Annotated in this window: 17 protein-coding genes; 7 read left to right on the top strand and 10 right to left on the bottom strand. The window is 40.2% G+C overall.

All coding sequences use genetic code 11. The features are described from left to right. Positions 1-6: 6 nt before the first annotated feature. The 3 genes from ACTWQM_RS11435 to ACTWQM_RS11425 form a co-directional block, all read right to left on the bottom strand. The gene (locus ACTWQM_RS11435) at positions 7-441 is read right to left on the bottom strand and encodes a YueI family protein (RefSeq protein ID WP_443258280.1); all 435 of its coding nucleotides are present in this window, start codon (positions 439-441) and stop codon (positions 7-9) included. A 138-nt stretch (positions 442-579) separates the two neighbouring features. After that, positions 580-753 carry a YfhD family protein gene (locus tag ACTWQM_RS11430; RefSeq protein ID WP_443258279.1) on the bottom strand — a complete coding sequence of 58 codons (174 nt, stop codon included), beginning with the start codon at positions 751-753 and terminating at the stop codon, positions 580-582. Positions 754-824: 71 nt separating this feature from the next. Then, positions 825-1,622, bottom strand: a complete 798-nt coding sequence (locus tag ACTWQM_RS11425) for a TIGR00266 family protein (protein ID WP_443258278.1) — start codon at positions 1,620-1,622, stop codon at positions 825-827. A gap of 154 nt (positions 1,623-1,776) precedes the next feature. Here ACTWQM_RS11425 and ACTWQM_RS11420 point away from each other — a divergent pair, with 154 nt between their 5' ends. Both ACTWQM_RS11420 and ACTWQM_RS11415 read left to right on the top strand, forming a co-directional pair. Next, the gene (locus ACTWQM_RS11420; RefSeq protein WP_443258277.1) at positions 1,777-3,720 is read left to right on the top strand and encodes an aconitate hydratase; all 1,944 of its coding nucleotides are present in this window, start codon (positions 1,777-1,779) and stop codon (positions 3,718-3,720) included. Positions 3,721-3,733: 13 nt separating this feature from the next. Next, entirely contained in the window at positions 3,734-3,907 is a 174-nt protein-coding gene (locus tag ACTWQM_RS11415; protein WP_375051904.1) for a hypothetical protein, read from the top strand. A 147-nt stretch (positions 3,908-4,054) separates the two neighbouring features. Here the strand turns inward: ACTWQM_RS11415 and ACTWQM_RS11410 are convergent, their stop codons facing one another. Next, the gene (locus ACTWQM_RS11410) at positions 4,055-4,666 is read right to left on the bottom strand and encodes a spore coat protein (RefSeq protein ID WP_443258276.1); all 612 of its coding nucleotides are present in this window, start codon (positions 4,664-4,666) and stop codon (positions 4,055-4,057) included. 182 nt (positions 4,667-4,848) lie between these two features. On the opposite strand from ACTWQM_RS11410, the gene ACTWQM_RS11405 reads away from it, so the two are divergent. The 3 genes from ACTWQM_RS11405 to ACTWQM_RS11395 all read left to right on the top strand — a co-directional run bounded on the left by ACTWQM_RS11405 (position 4,849) and on the right by ACTWQM_RS11395 (position 6,464). Then, positions 4,849-5,766, top strand: a complete 918-nt coding sequence (locus tag ACTWQM_RS11405) for an alpha/beta hydrolase (protein WP_443258275.1) — start codon at positions 4,849-4,851, stop codon at positions 5,764-5,766. A gap of 66 nt (positions 5,767-5,832) precedes the next feature. Then, on the top strand, positions 5,833-6,162 hold the full coding sequence (locus tag ACTWQM_RS11400; protein ID WP_443258274.1) for an alpha/beta fold hydrolase: 330 nt from the start codon (positions 5,833-5,835) through the stop codon (positions 6,160-6,162). Positions 6,163-6,329: 167 nt separating this feature from the next. Next, positions 6,330-6,464, top strand: a complete 135-nt coding sequence (locus ACTWQM_RS11395) for a hypothetical protein (RefSeq protein WP_443258273.1) — start codon at positions 6,330-6,332, stop codon at positions 6,462-6,464. A gap of 48 nt (positions 6,465-6,512) precedes the next feature. On the opposite strand, the gene tnpB is transcribed toward ACTWQM_RS11395, so the two are convergent. After that, a complete protein-coding gene (tnpB, locus tag ACTWQM_RS11390; protein WP_443258272.1) occupies positions 6,513-7,685 on the bottom strand; it encodes an IS200/IS605 family element RNA-guided endonuclease TnpB in 1,173 nt (390 codons plus the stop codon). A gap of 282 nt (positions 7,686-7,967) precedes the next feature. On the opposite strand from tnpB, the gene ACTWQM_RS11385 reads away from it, so the two are divergent. After that, positions 7,968-8,915 (top strand): MBL fold metallo-hydrolase, encoded by a 948-nt coding sequence (locus ACTWQM_RS11385; RefSeq protein ID WP_443258271.1) that lies wholly within the window; start codon positions 7,968-7,970, stop codon positions 8,913-8,915. Between the two features lie 46 nt (positions 8,916-8,961). Here ACTWQM_RS11385 and ACTWQM_RS11380 read toward each other — a convergent pair whose 3' ends face one another. Both ACTWQM_RS11380 and ACTWQM_RS11375 read right to left on the bottom strand, forming a co-directional pair. Continuing rightward, complete coding sequence (locus ACTWQM_RS11380) at positions 8,962-9,099, bottom strand: VOC family protein (protein ID WP_443258394.1); 138 nt, start codon at positions 9,097-9,099, stop codon at positions 8,962-8,964. A 108-nt stretch (positions 9,100-9,207) separates the two neighbouring features. Then, on the bottom strand, positions 9,208-9,360 hold the full coding sequence (locus tag ACTWQM_RS11375; RefSeq protein ID WP_443258270.1) for a hypothetical protein: 153 nt from the start codon (positions 9,358-9,360) through the stop codon (positions 9,208-9,210). Between the two features lie 581 nt (positions 9,361-9,941). Between ACTWQM_RS11375 and nagZ the strand changes: the two genes are divergently transcribed. Further along, positions 9,942-11,594 (top strand): beta-N-acetylhexosaminidase, encoded by a 1,653-nt coding sequence (gene nagZ / locus ACTWQM_RS11370; protein ID WP_443258269.1) that lies wholly within the window; start codon positions 9,942-9,944, stop codon positions 11,592-11,594. A 261-nt stretch (positions 11,595-11,855) separates the two neighbouring features. Here nagZ and ACTWQM_RS11365 read toward each other — a convergent pair whose 3' ends face one another. From ACTWQM_RS11365 to mnmH, 3 genes are all read right to left on the bottom strand, one after another. Continuing rightward, positions 11,856-12,248 (bottom strand): hypothetical protein, encoded by a 393-nt coding sequence (locus ACTWQM_RS11365; RefSeq protein WP_443258268.1) that lies wholly within the window; start codon positions 12,246-12,248, stop codon positions 11,856-11,858. A gap of 89 nt (positions 12,249-12,337) precedes the next feature. Further along, entirely contained in the window at positions 12,338-13,141 is an 804-nt protein-coding gene (locus ACTWQM_RS11360; protein WP_443258267.1) for a metallophosphoesterase, read from the bottom strand. Between the two features lie 536 nt (positions 13,142-13,677). Next, positions 13,678-14,721, bottom strand: a complete 1,044-nt coding sequence (gene mnmH / locus ACTWQM_RS11355) for a tRNA 2-selenouridine(34) synthase MnmH (RefSeq protein ID WP_443258266.1) — start codon at positions 14,719-14,721, stop codon at positions 13,678-13,680. Positions 14,722-14,733: the final 12 nt, after the last annotated feature.

Genomic DNA, 14,733 nt, shown 5'->3' with positions numbered 1-14,733 from the left:
CAGCTATTATGTGAACCATCGTTTCACTTTAGAAAAAAACGATGCAGGTTTTTCGGTTTCATCCTTTTCCTCTGTGTTTTGTATAAAGATATCTTCTTTGTCGATAGCGTGATCATACGTTAATACAGCGCCTATGTCTGTATCGGCATCATTGTTGGTGATGACGGTGTATGCGATATTGTGTTTTTTGGCCAGCGCCTTTTCTTCCTTTAAAAATTTGGAAGAGACGTGTCCGTTGATTAATAGTTTGGCATCATTATTGCTCTTCATTGCTTCGTCCAGCTTTTCCAGCCCTTTGTCGGTCATCACCTGACCCTTAGTAAGTGCGATAACTATTCTTTCTCTAATTGTTCCTAAAAATTTCTTTCGCTCGGCTCTCTTTGTTTGCTTGGAACCGTAAATTCCTTCCGTAAGATAATCCTCAACGTTCTTTTTTCCCATGTCTGCACCTCATTTATTTGCTTATATACCAATTGTATAATATGGCAAATATATCAGCCAATCAAAAAGATTATTCGGCAAAAATCGGGAAGTGACACCATACCAGAAAACGTGCCCCATGTTGGGGCACGTTAAATGTTACTTCCGCTTGGCACGTTTGTCTGCTTGGCGGCTTCTTGCTTGTGCTTCTTTATCTTCATGATCTGCAAATTCTTCTGAAAACTCTACATCTCGGCCGTCTGTTTTTGCATATTTGGGTGTTTGTGCCAGAAAGTTTCTTCCTCTGGCTTTGTTGTGCTCATCTCTGCCCATCGCATCCACCACCTCAATTTGTAGTAGTGTTTCCTGGGTAGTATGTGTAATATTAAGTGATTTTATAAATCCTATTTTCTGTCTCCGCCCAATATATCGAATAAACCTCCTGCTACACTTCCTTCTCCTTTTGATCCACCTTTCTCTGGTGCTGCTGCAAATATTCTGCTTGCCAGGCGGCTGAATGGAAGTGATTGAATCCAAACCTCTCCAGGACCTCTCAGTGTTGCGAAAAATAGCCCTTCGCCACCGAACATTGCTGTTTTGATACCGCCTACAAATTCAACGTTATAATCAACATCACCCGTCATTGCTACAAGACAACCGGTATCGACTTTTAATGACTCACCAGGTTCAAGTACTTTTTTGTGAATTGTCCCACCTGCGTGAACAAAAGCCATGCCATCGCCTTCAAGCTTTTGCATAATAAATCCTTCGCCACCAAAGAAACCTGCGCCAACTTTCTTCTGGAATTCAATACCAACTGAAACTCCTTTTGCGGCGGCTAGGAAAGCGTCTTTTTGACAAATTAGTTTTCCATTTATTTCACTTAAATCCATCGGAATAATCTTGCCAGGATATGGTGATGCAAAGGATAAATGCTTTTTACCTGATCCCTCATTTGTGAAAGTAGTCATGAATAGACTCTCGCCCGTAATGACACGTTTACCCGCGCCGAGAAGTTTTCCCATTATACCGCTACCCTGATTAGAAGATCCGTCACCAAATATGGTTTCCATACTTATTTGTTCATCCATCATCATTAAACTGCCTGCTTCAGCAATAACAGTTTCCTCTGGATCAAGTTCCACCTCTACAAATTGCATATCATCGCCATGTAGTTCGTAATCGATTTCATGATTATTCAATTTTTACAGCCCCTTTACCTTGTTTTTAGATAATACGTGTTAACTCATCAAGAGATTCGTATATCTTACAAATAATTATAGGCTTTTTTTCATATACTACAAAAGTATACTAGAGTATAAAAAATTACAGCAAAAAGCAAATAGGAGGAATTCTATGCCTTTGAACATCACACAGAAGCTTATAAAAGACCATCTCGTGGCTGGGAAAATGGAAGCTGGGGAAGAGATAGGTCTTAAAATTGACCAAACGTTAACACAGGATGCAACTGGAACACTAGTTATGCTCGAACTGGAGGCTATGGATCTGGAACGTGCAAAAACAGAAGCCTCAGCCCAGTATGTGGACCATAATTTGATTCAGGTGGATAGTAAGAATCCTGATGATCATTTATTTTTACAAAGTGCTACAAGACGGTTCGGGCTGTATTACAGTCGTCCCGGGAATGGTGTTAGTCACCCTGTTCACATGCAGCGACTAGCTAAGCCGGGAAAAACATTACTTGGATCAGACAGCCACACGTGTGCTAATGGCTGTATGGGCATGCTGGCAATGGGTGCAGGTGGAATTGATGTGGCACTTGCTATTGCGGGGGAACCCTTTTATGTCAAAATGCCTAAAGTATGGGGGATAAATTTAACTGGGAAGTTGCCTGACTGGGTTAGTGCTAAAGATATTATTTTTGAATTGCTTCGTCGACATGATGTGAAAGGCGGTGTCGGGAAGGTCATTGAATACTTCGGTCCTGGACTAAAGGAGTTAAGTGCAATGGATCGTCATGTCATTGCCAACATGGGTGCTGAACTTGGCGCTACAGGTACCGTGTTTCCTTCTGACAAAGAAATTAAGCGATTTTTAAAGGAACAGGATCGGGAAGATGACTGGACTGAGTTGTCTGCTGATAAGGATGCAACATATGACATATATGAAGAAATTGATCTGTCTGAACTTGAGCCCCTGGTTGCTAAACCATCAAGTCCAGGTAACGTGGTGTCAATCTCAGAATTAGTCGGGACCCCGATTTATCAATCATACATCGGATCATCAGCAAATCCGGGTTTTCGTGACTTTGCTGTAGCAGCACAAATTGTACATGATAAGCAAATTGCAGATGGAGTCTCGCTGGACATTAACCCTACGTCAAGACAGATGTTGACTGATTTGGTTAAGGAGAGTCACATAGCAAGTTTACTGCAGTCTGGCGCGAGGATGCACCAAGCCGGCTGTAATGGGTGTATTGGCATGGGGCAAGCTCCAGCTACAGGCAGGAACAGTTTGCGTACCACCCCAAGAAACTTTCCTGGAAGATCTGGTACAAAGGAAGATAGTGTTTACTTATGCAGTCCAGAAACAGCGGCAGCTTCAGCTTTAACTGGACAAATTACCGATCCTAGAACACTCGGAATGGATTATCCGAAGCTAAAAGACCCTAAGAATCCTACGAATGATATCAGCTTATTGGATACACCACTCCCGCTTGAGGAAGCTAAGAAAGTCGAATTATACAAAGGTCCAAATATCGCTTCCATTCCAAAGATGGATGAAATGGATGATCATTTAGAACTCCCTATACTTTTAAAAATGGGGGATAACATTTCTACTGACGAAATATTAGCTGGCGGGGCACGTGTACTGCCATTCCGAAGTAATTTACCTGAAATCAGCAAGTTTACGTTTGAGATTATTGATGATACCTACTACAAACGTGGAAAAGCCACCGTTGATAAAGGTGGGCATGCCGTAGTCGGTGGCTATAACTATGGTCAAGGTTCAAGCCGTGAACATGCCGCACTGGCACCCAGATATCTTGGGTTACGGGTTGCCTTGGTAAAGGATTTTGCCCGAATTCATTGGCAGAACCTGGTTAACTTTGGTGTATTACCACTAACATTCGTGAATGAAGAAGATTATGATTTACTTTCTTCTGGAGATGTATTGGAATTAACCGATATGCGTAATAAAATTCAGCAGGGAAATCAATTTTCGATAAAAGTAAAAGATAAGGATCAGGAAATAAATGTTCAACATGCCCTATCAGAACGCCAACTTGAAATTATGTTAAAAGGCGGAATTATCAACTGGGTGAAAAATAAACAGTAATGGAGGCTAAATTATGAATAGAGAAGATACCTGTAAAGCATGTGAAGGAACAGGAATGCTGTCAGATGACGAGGGCTGGCACTACCAATGCAGTGTATGCCATGGAGATGGAAAATATGATATGGCTGATATTACAAGATCAGCGAGGATAATGGAAGTAGACGAAAATAACCGCCTGCTAGATTAGGAGGTGCCTGTCACTCCCCGAATTGTCAAATTTTGACGAATAAAAACTACCTGATCGCATCGAGCGAACAGGTAGTTTTTTTAGGTAGAAATCGTAAATCTCGAGGCTTGCAGTGGTTCTAAAAAGTATCTTTAACGAATACCAAGTTTAGTGAGGCATTTTTCCCTGAGCAGGTGCATAGCTGTTCTGAAAAGCTTGCATATGTTCTTGCTGCAGCTGTGGAACCTGATAATACTGATTCTTATTCTGATACAAAAATACTTCGTAAGCCATTTCAACCATGTTTGGAACACTATCCGCCATAATACGTCGCATAACTGGATTAGTCATTTCCAGTGATGTCATTGTAAAGGCAGATGCGGTTGACTTTAGCGACCCTAACATGAACCCGGAAATGCTTTGATCATTCAGCTCAGTTACAGATTGAACTGGAGTCTTAGGCTGTGATGGCTGCATTCCATAGATGACATCATTATTTTGATCCATTTTATAGGATTGTGTCGGTACGGCGGGATCTTGTCCGGATTTAAGTGTATCAACAATTGTATTGTAAAGTTGAGTACAGAATGTCCGGTGCTTCTGGCACATTGTTTTCAATTCCGGATCCTGAATATGCTGTTCGTATAATACGCCTTGCTCCAATGCACCTACTAATGTTGACATGGCTTCATGGGCATCGAACATATCATGTCCACCATAGTGTTGCTGGGGTGGCATTTGGGAAGTTTCCTGTAAATTTTGTTGTTGTTGGTTTTGCATTTATCTATGACCTCCTTCGTATAGTCAATATTATTTTGAACTAAAAAGGAAGTAATATGTATGGAAAAATACTCTTCCAGTGCCTGTCAATTCCCGGTTTATGTCGAATAATAGTTGGAACCTTTAAGGATATTAATCGTATGATAGGTAAGGCTTTTGCAAAAGATTGTAGGAGGATTTCTGTGAAAAAAGGTATGCTGTACATAATGGCTATATTCATGGGCCTAATATTGATTTCAGGCTGCGAAAAAAAAGATACTGCAAAAAAGGATGAGTCGATGATGGAAGTTTTATCCGGAAAATGGACTGGAACCATTATGGTACATAATCAACCGTTGGATATTATTGTGAGCTTAAATAAAAATGATGGTTGGTCTGGTAATATCAGTATTCCTGTTCAAGGTGTAAATGATTATCCGCTTTCATCAGTAACGGTTAACAACAAAAACATTTCCTTTTTTATGAAAATCCAAGGCCAGCAAATATCTTTTGACGGTAACGTAGACAATAATAAAATCGAAGGTAACTTCAGTCAGCATGGACAAACATTTTCCTTTGAATTGACCAAAAGTGATGAAGGTGATCAAACAGCTGACAATACTGGTGAGTTTCTGAGCGTCCAGACGGATAATGGAAGGCTTTATGGTGAACTTGAAGAACCAAGTGGAGAAGGACCTTTTCCTGTTATGATCATAATTCCTGGGTCTGGACCGACTGACAGAAATGGAAATTCACCTGCCATTCAAGGCAAAAATAACAGTTTGAAGCTGCTGGCAGAGCAGTTATCCGAACATGGAATAGCTAGTGTGCGGTATGATAAGCGTGGTGTCGGAAAGAATGTGGAAGCCGCAATCCCTGAGAATGAGCTCGATTTTAATCAATTTGTTCATGATGCAAAGACATGGGTAGAGCAACTTGCTCAGGAAGAAGCATATACGAAAGTTGGAATAATTGGGCACAGTCAGGGCTCCCTAGTCGGTATGGTGGCAGCTCGGGATAGTAATGCGGACGCGTTTATATCAATCGCTGGTGCAGGGCATCCCATTGATCAAGTTTTATATGATCAATTAAAAGGGCAATTATCTGGTGAGTTGCTTTAGGAAAGCGAGGAAATTTTAAAGAAACTTAAGCAAGGTAAACAGGTAGAAGATGTCAGCCAGGAATTAATGAGCGTTTTCCGTCCTTCTGTGCAAGGATTTATGTCGTCCTGGATGCAGTATGACCCTGCTGCGGAATTTGCCAAATTAGAAATTCCGACACTGATTGTCAACGGGGATAACGACATTCAAGTCCCAGTTAAAGAGGCACAATTGTTAAAAAATGCAAACAAGATGTCGGAACTTCTAGTCGTTGAAAAAATGAACCATGTATTAAAAGAAGCTCCAAAAGATTCACAAGGAAACATGGAGGCATATAGTAATCCGGAGCTTCCATTGGCAAGTGGTTTGATGGATGGGCTCGTTGAATTTTTAGAAGAAGGCGATTTTCTAAAATAAGTACAAAATTGATTTTTAGCTTTAGTGAAGGGTTTGAAATTTTGACTTTCTTTTGAGGAGTTTAATTTCTTGGCTATTACAAACTGAAGTAAAATTACATTAAAGCCACTCGTTTTCATCGTGCATTTTATGTATAATTTAATAAAATGCATAAAGGTGGTCATTAGATGGGTCATGTAGGTTATGATGGTTATTATGATTTTAATGAATATCAATTTGAACTAGAAATGAGGAAACTAGAGGAGGAGGAGCGCAGACTTAACAGATTGAACTACCCGCCACTTATCAACCTTACGGTCTGATTGAAGTGGGGGATTCCTAAGAACACAGGCGTAACCGCCCGTTATGGATTAGGCTATCCCCGCAGTTCCTGCGGTTAGAAGTCTTATCGCTTCGTTTTTAAGGTTTAATCCTGCATTGATATCTCGATGGTGATGTGCACCACATACACAGGTCCACTCACGCACACGCAGGTCTTTAACGGTTTTGTTTTGATAGCCACAACACGAACATAGCTGCGAACTAGGAAAGGTTTTACTCACTTCCACAACAGTCTTGCCGTACCATTTAGCTTTATATGTCAACATGACCTTGAATTGATACCAGGAAACATCAGCAATGGATTGAGCACTTTTCCTGTTTTTCATCATATTCGATATCTGCAGACACTCGATCCCAATCACATCGTGGTTTTTAATGATATCGGTAGAGGTCTTATGCAGGAAATCTTCGCGCTTGTTTGCAATTCTTTCATGAATGCGGGCTATTTTGATTCGTTGTTTGTTCCAGTTGCGGGAACCCACTACACGTCTTGAGAGCACTTGTTGAGCTCTAACCAGTTTTTGCTCTAGGGACTTGTAGTAACGATTGTTTTGGTAGATAGTTCCATCCGACAGAACAGCGAAGTCTTTCAATCCCAGGTCAACACCCGTATTGGAGTTGGTCTGCGGTAATGGCGCAACCTCCACTTCTGTAAGAACAGACACAAAGTACTTTCCGCTCGGGTTACGTCGAACTGTGGCATTGATGATTCGCCCTTCGATTTCACGACTTTTGGCAAACCGTATGAGACCAAGTTTAGGCAACTTGATGTGGTTATCCAAAACAGCGATATTTCCATTGGTTTGTTTGGTGGTATACGACTGGACCTTATTCTTTTTGCTTTTGAATTGAGGCGCTTTATTTTGTTTTCTGTAATACCGTTGGTAAGCATCAGTCAGATTCTCAACGGACTTTTGAAGGGAAATGCTGTCCACTTCCTTTAAAAAAGGATAATGTTCTTTTAACTGGCGCACCGCCTTTATCGTGTCATATTTATTGAAAAACGCACCTTTCCAATTATTAGAAGGCAGCTGGCCGCTTTGTACCATCTCTTCTGTTATGTACCAGTAGGCATCTTTTTGCTTCTGTTTTGCAAGGAAGAAATTGAACACAAACCTGGAGCAACCAATCGTCTTGTTTATTTGCTCGATTTGTCTTCGATTGGGGTATATGCGGAACTTAAAAGCTTTTTTGACGAACATGAAATCCACCCACTTCACAGGAACATTTGTTCTAATTATATCATGAAGTAGGTGTTTTGGCTATCGCCAACCGACATTCACCCCCCCCCTTATCGCTGGGCTGAAGCCCTTCGCGCAATTGAAGAGGGAGTCTTCTGTCGGAAAATGATAAAAAAATCCGAAGAATTGCAAGAAATATATTTTCCATTATTCAAGAAGTGTGTTGACTATTACTTTCAACGGATGGAGAAGTCGGAGCGGATAACACTGGATGAGGATTAGTTAAAATGGGGAGGTAAGAAAATGGAGGAAAAAGAACCGATTGAGCTGGATAAGCGAATTCATTTAATTGATGGCTTTGATTTGGCAATACCGGATCGTACCGGTACATACGTGATTGACGATGATGAATTAACACTAGTCGAAACAGGACCAAGCCCGTCAGTTAAGCATATAAAAAAAGGGCTGGAGTCACTTGGATTTTCGTTAGAATATTTAAAATACATTATTGTTACACATGTTCATCTTGATCATGCTGGTGGTGCTGGTTTATTCCTTAAGGAGTGCCCGAATGCAACGGTAGTTGTTCATCCAAAAGGTGCAAGGCATTTGGAAAACCCTAAAAAGTTAGCAGCAGGTGCAAGGGCTGTGTACGGAGATAGCTTTAGTGAATTATTTGATCCGATTGTCCCTATCCCAGAAGAACGCCTGCTTGTTAAAGGAGAAGGAGATACATTAAAAATCGGAACTAATTGTACATTGGAATTCCTGGATACACCGGGACATGCGAAACATCATTTCAGCATCTATGATCCGGTTAGTAACGGAATGTTTACCGGTGACACTGTTGGCATTCGCTATCAGCAGCTAGTGCGTGATGGTATTGATTTCTTCCTGCCATCAACATCACCAAATCAATTCGATCCCAACGCCATGCGAGCAGCAATCGACCGTATGCAACAAATGAATCTGAGCAGAATATATTATGGGCATTTTGGGATGACGGAGCAGGTAGATGAAGCACTCGACCAGGTTTCAGAATGGCTGAATGTATTTATGGAGATCAGTGAAGAGGCAGTAACAGAAGGAAAAGGATATGATGTACTTGCTGGAAAACTGCTTCATCGTGTAAAAGATTATTTAGGCAGTCTTAATGTGCCTGAAGATCATGACGTCTATGTCTTGATTAATCTGGATATGCAGGTAAGTGCACTTGGAATTATAGATTATTTTAATAAAGTGAAGCAATAAGAAAAGTGCCTATCAGCGGTGATAGGCATTTTGTGCTTGAAACCAATTATTGCTTTGTATAATTTAACTCCCAAGAGATTCCGTTTCGGTCTTTGACAATAGCATGCTTTGCACCCCAAAATGTATCCTGCAACTCCATCTCAACTTCTCCTTCTTCTGCAAGCTTATGAAAAATTGCTGTAATTTCTTCTTCGCTTTCAAGATCAGGCCCAAGCAGAATATTACTGTCTTTCGGGAATTTATCACTAAATACGTCAGCTAAATAAATTATACAGTCCTCATTTATGTGCAGTTAGGCGTGGATATACTTTCCCTCATGACCTTTGAACATTTCGATCCCATCAGCTAGTTGTGTGTTTTTAATTTCTCCGCCAAACACTTGCTGGTAGTATTCGACCTCTTCTTTACAATTTTCAATTCTGATATGTGGTACGAGCTTTTTCATTAACAAAAACCTCCATTTTCTGCTTTTATTATAGCTCCTTTCATAAAATTTGGTTCTCTTTAACCATCAGAGTTGATATAAAATGCGAACTACTTTTAAAAGAATTTGAGTGCTATTAAGCCGCTCCGGAAATACACTTCGCGCACCAAGGGCGGCTGATGAGCCTCCTTGCTCCTACGTCGCTGCGTAGTCTCATCTAGGCCTCATCTCCCACAGGAGTCTACGTGTATTTCCTCCGCTGGGTTTTGCTCACTTATTCAAAAAAATAAATGCATGCATGTTGTGATGATATAAATAAGGTTTTAGATCAACTGCGTGGTTAGAGAGCCACACAAAATACTACGAATCGGTCATACTCAGTCTATGTCGCATTTTATATCTCTTGTGTCATAAACAACAACCTTTTAGTAAACAGTATTTATGAGCAGTTAAGAAACCACCATGGCTTGCTGAATGGCGGTCCATACGGAGCTAAACAGGCGTTTGCACTTTTGTTCTAATGCAGGTTGGTATAAAACAAAGTCATGCAACATTTTCAGATGAATATCGTCTATTTAAATAGAAATGCTGGAGGTGTTCAAATGCTGCAAAAATTGAGTTTCATTCTTATAGGTATTATCTTCCTTACAGGTGCTTTGTTTATATTTAACCCAAAAGAGAACACCTCCAAAATCGAGGATTCAACTGATAAAGAAGATAATAATTTAAAGCAGGCCAGTGTATTAATAGATAAGATATTTTCATTAGCCGAAGAAGGTAAAGTTCCCAACACTTCCTTTGTAGCTGGAAAGACAAAATTAGAAGTGGTAACTGACAAATGGGGAGACGTTAAACAATCTGCAACGACTGAAAATGGACAGTATATTGAGTACCCAAAACACAATATAAATATGGGTCATCATGAGGGCATTGTATTTGACCTTCGTTTATTTACTTCAAATTTAAAGAAGATACATTTTAATGATATAAAGAAACAAAAAGGTGAACCTGACAAAATCGGTTATTACCAAGATGATAGCCATGATCAAATAATTCTGGTTTATCAGGTCAGTCCAAACTATCAGTTAAAGTGGGTCATGCCAAAACCGACTGACGACAAGCCTAATCCAAAAGTACACCATATTTCTGTAGTTACCGAACCAGGCTTAAATCATAAAAAGGTATCTGTAAAAGAGATAAGTCTAAATGCAAAGATTGGCCAAATGATAGTTGCAGGAATTTCTGGGACAAAATTAACAAAAAACGCAAAAAAACTCATCAATCACTATAAAGTAGGTGGGATTATTTTATATAGGGAAAATATGCAAACTCCCGAGCAGACGGTGAATTTGACTAACAATATCAGAGCTGAAAATAGCGATAATCATTTGCCCATTCTACTTGGAGTTGACCAGGAGGGTGGGAAGATTTCAAAGCTTCCTGGAGACTTAAAAAAGATTCCTGCTAACGGTAAAATTGGGGAGAGGAATAACCCGGAGTATTCCTATAAAATAGGAGCATATTTAGGAAAGATGGTAAAGTCCTTTGGTTTTAACCTTAATTTCGCTCCTGTTCTTGATGTGAATAGCAATCCAGCTAATCCGGTTATTGGTGAGCGGTCTTTTGGTGAGGACCCTAAAGTTGTAAGTAATCTCGGTATCCAGACAATGAAAGGAATACAGTCACAAGGAACCATATCTGTTATAAAACATTTTCCTGGGCATGGTGATACCTCGGCTGACTCCCACCTTCAACTGCCAACAGTTAACAAGACACTAATGGAATTAGAGAACCTTGAATTGATTCCCTTTAAAAAAGCAATCAATAATGGTGCAGATGTTGTTATGGTCGCTCATATATTACTGCCTCAGATTGATTTGGAGTATCCATCTTCCATGTCACAACAAATTATTTCCGGGTTATTAAGGCAACAGCTTAATTTTGACGGGGTGATTATAACCGATGACATGACCATGAAGGCGATAACAAATAACTATGATATTGGAAATGCAGCGGTACAATCTGTGAAATCAGGAAGCGATATAATAATGGTTGCACATGATTTTAATAAGGTGGTGACAGTCATTAATGCTTTGAAAGAGGCTGTTGAACAAGGAGAAATTACCCGGGAAAGAATCAACAAAAGTGTCAGCAGAATCATGGAGCTAAAAGAGAAATACAGACTTACTGACGAAAAAACAGACCCCGTAAATGTTAATAAGCTCAATAAATCGTTGGACCATTTACTAAAGTAACTATTAAAAACCTGTCCAACCATAGGCTATAGGAGGACAGGTTCTTATTTACTTTATAGGAAATTATAAAATTTAAGTGCTGTGGATATTTGGACTTCCGAATCAGCGACGTTCAGCTCCAGCGCCTAGCGCCTAGTGGACTTCCCTCCCCGTGTCTACGATAAGTCAACATCGAATCGCTTACGCTCTTCGTGTATCCTTTATCTCACACGGGTCAGTCCAGTCCATACGGCGCTGAACAGGCGCTTGCGCTTTTGTTCCTTATTTCTCATCTTCGGTTTTCATAAACGTTAGTACTGCAAAGAATAAAAAGCTTAACAGCAATATCGATCCGCCAACGATGAAGAAGACGGTTACTAACCCATCAGCCAGATCAAATGGTCTTAAGTAATATAGCCACATGCCAACCGTTAAGCCAACTGCCCCAATAATGGCTGTCCAGACATGGAATGCAGCCAGTATTTTATTGGCTGGTGTGAAGATTTTGTAATACACTGCCCATGCGAACAGGGTTAGCCATCCGACAACTAATATGTGTGCGTGTACGGTTTTAAACGCAAGACTTCCTTCCCCTGCCATGTGGGAGCCCAGGAATGCACCTATTAATGCGAATAATGCCGAAAATCGCAGTAATGTTTTACTGTACGTATTCACGTTTCTCTCTCCTTTATAAAATCAGCTTTTAAACAGAATAACTTACTCATATGAACGGAATATGAATAATACATTACATCTGGAAAAGACTAAATTTCAATCATTTTAATTGTAGAAGTTATTTCTTCTTCGGCTGATTCGTGTGTCCATTCATGTGGGTAATATCCTAATGGGTTACAAATAATTTCCATACCATTGTACTGTTCATGGTATCGTTTATGCACATGTCCGAATATATATTTTTTAATATTGTATTTTTCAGCTAATTGACCAAATTTTTCACTACCCATCATGGAATTGAAAAAATCCCAGCTGGGTTCGTTTTTATATTCTACATATTTGGCAAACGGAACGAAATGCGTAACCATAACAATATTTCGGTCACGATACTTTTCCAGCCAGTACGATAATTTGAGTGTGTAGCGGCCAACGACATCCGAATCAGACTCAGCCCAATTGGCATACAATTTATCAGGCCATGTAAAGTTGTTAAATGTTCCTTTTTTAAAATCGCCTTTTGAATAGTCAGGAACCCCGAAGCTGTAATCATACCAGCCACCATCACCTATAACGACCCAATCGTCATTTAGTTCAATGACACCATTTCCGAGATTTCCTGGAAATTTAAGTAACGTTTCATAAGCATTTACCGAGCTCTCGTCATAAATATCATGATTACCATGGACAAATAGAATTGTTGTGTCAGGACATTCTTTCTGCAGCTGGTTCAGTAATGCGAGTGCATTATTAGGATTATCAGTCATGTCACCGCCTATAATAAATACATCAGGGCGTTTCGTTGTAATCCATTTACTTAAAATAGACATAACATCTGATTGGGCTTTTATGCGGTTAAAGTCTTCGTGAATATCAGAAAGTACACCAAGTTTCATTCAAATCCCTCGCCTTTATTTTTATTTTTTTCTGTCTGAATCAAATTTGTTAATAAAGCTCTAAACCAATATTATTTGTAAATGTGCTAGACTTGTTGATTTCCACTGCAGGCGGACGCTTTCCGCGGGCATGGCTTGAGCCTCCTCGTGCTATCGCACTCCGGGGTCTCAAGGCTCATGTTATTCCCGCAGGAGTCGCCGCCTTACGTTCCAATCAACGATAGTAGTACGTTGAACTAACTAACAATAAAACATAAGTTCGTAAAATTGTACGGATTAATGTTGATTACAAGTATTTATGAAATTGACTCGTCCAGGGAACTATAAAATTTAAGTGCTGTGGATAAATGGACTTCCGAACCAGCCACTTCCAGCTCTGACGTACTAGTGGGATAACTCCACTAGTACGTGGCGTTTTCATTGGCCAGGTCTAAGTGCCCTAGAAATAAAGGATGTTCGACTTAAATCACCACATCCTGAGGCAACGTCGACCTGCCCGCAGCGTGAGCACAGACCATACGACTCTGAACAGGCGCTTACGCATTTGTTATTACCTTAGTCAATTCACCTTCAATCTGTAGAAGGGCGTCATTAATATCAGTTGCATGAAGGTGAATTTTCCTTCCGTTCGGGAACTGTTTTGCCGAATGCTCATACTTTGGATCGTAGTAATATTCCAGCAGCAGTTTTACCGCATTATGATAATTACCATTTTGCAGATCATGGTCAATCTCCGCAGCAATCGGTGTGTGTATTCGTTTTTTAATAAGTCGAAATGCCTCAAGAAATTTATCTGGTGAATTCCAAGGCTGGTAGTCATCCAAGATATTTCGTACCCGCTCATCTACTGGCAGATCGATGAATAACTGCAGCCCTTGTTCCTTTCTGTTATATAGAAAGTCAGGAATAGTTACTTTCCCGATTCGTTTGCTTTCACCTTCTAATAAGACAAAAGGTACATCTTTGTAACGCAACAATTTCTCAACAAGCAGCGATTCAAATTTCTTCTGATTGCTTGGCACAAGTCCAATTTGCCCAAAGATGGACCCACGGTGGCCAGCCATCTCTTCCAAATCAAATACAGGGTAACCTTTTTGCGAAAGCTGTTTTAACAGAGCTGTTTTGCCTGATCCTGTATTCCCATTCAGCACAAGAATTTCTGGCTTAAATTCTGGGTTTTCCAGCATACTGACTACCCATTGACGGTAGGTTCTGTAGCCACCGGTTAACCGTTTCACCTCTACTCCCATCAAATCAAGTACGGTTGCTGCCGTTTTACTGCGCATACCACCACGCCAGCAAAACACTGTTTTAGGTGTTTCAATCTGATTAAAAGCTGCTATGAATTCCGGAAGTTTAGCAGAGAAAATGGCAAGTCCTCGCTCTTTCGCTGCTTCCTTACCAACTTGCTTGTAAATTGTCCCAACCTTAGCACGCTCATCATCTGAAAAGATGGGAATGTTAATGCTGCCTGGAATTGTGGCATCATGATATTCTTTTGGAGAGCGTACATCAATTACTGTATGAGGTTCATTATGTTGTTTATTAAATAAATTCTGTAACGTTATATCCTGAAACATAAATTCGTCACT

The organism is Virgibacillus sp. L01 (assembly GCF_052246775.1).
Classification (GTDB): Bacteria; Bacillota; Bacilli; order Bacillales; family Amphibacillaceae; genus Lentibacillus.
Note: the sequence above shows the minus strand (reverse complement) of the source record. Positions and strands in the feature narration are given on the sequence as shown.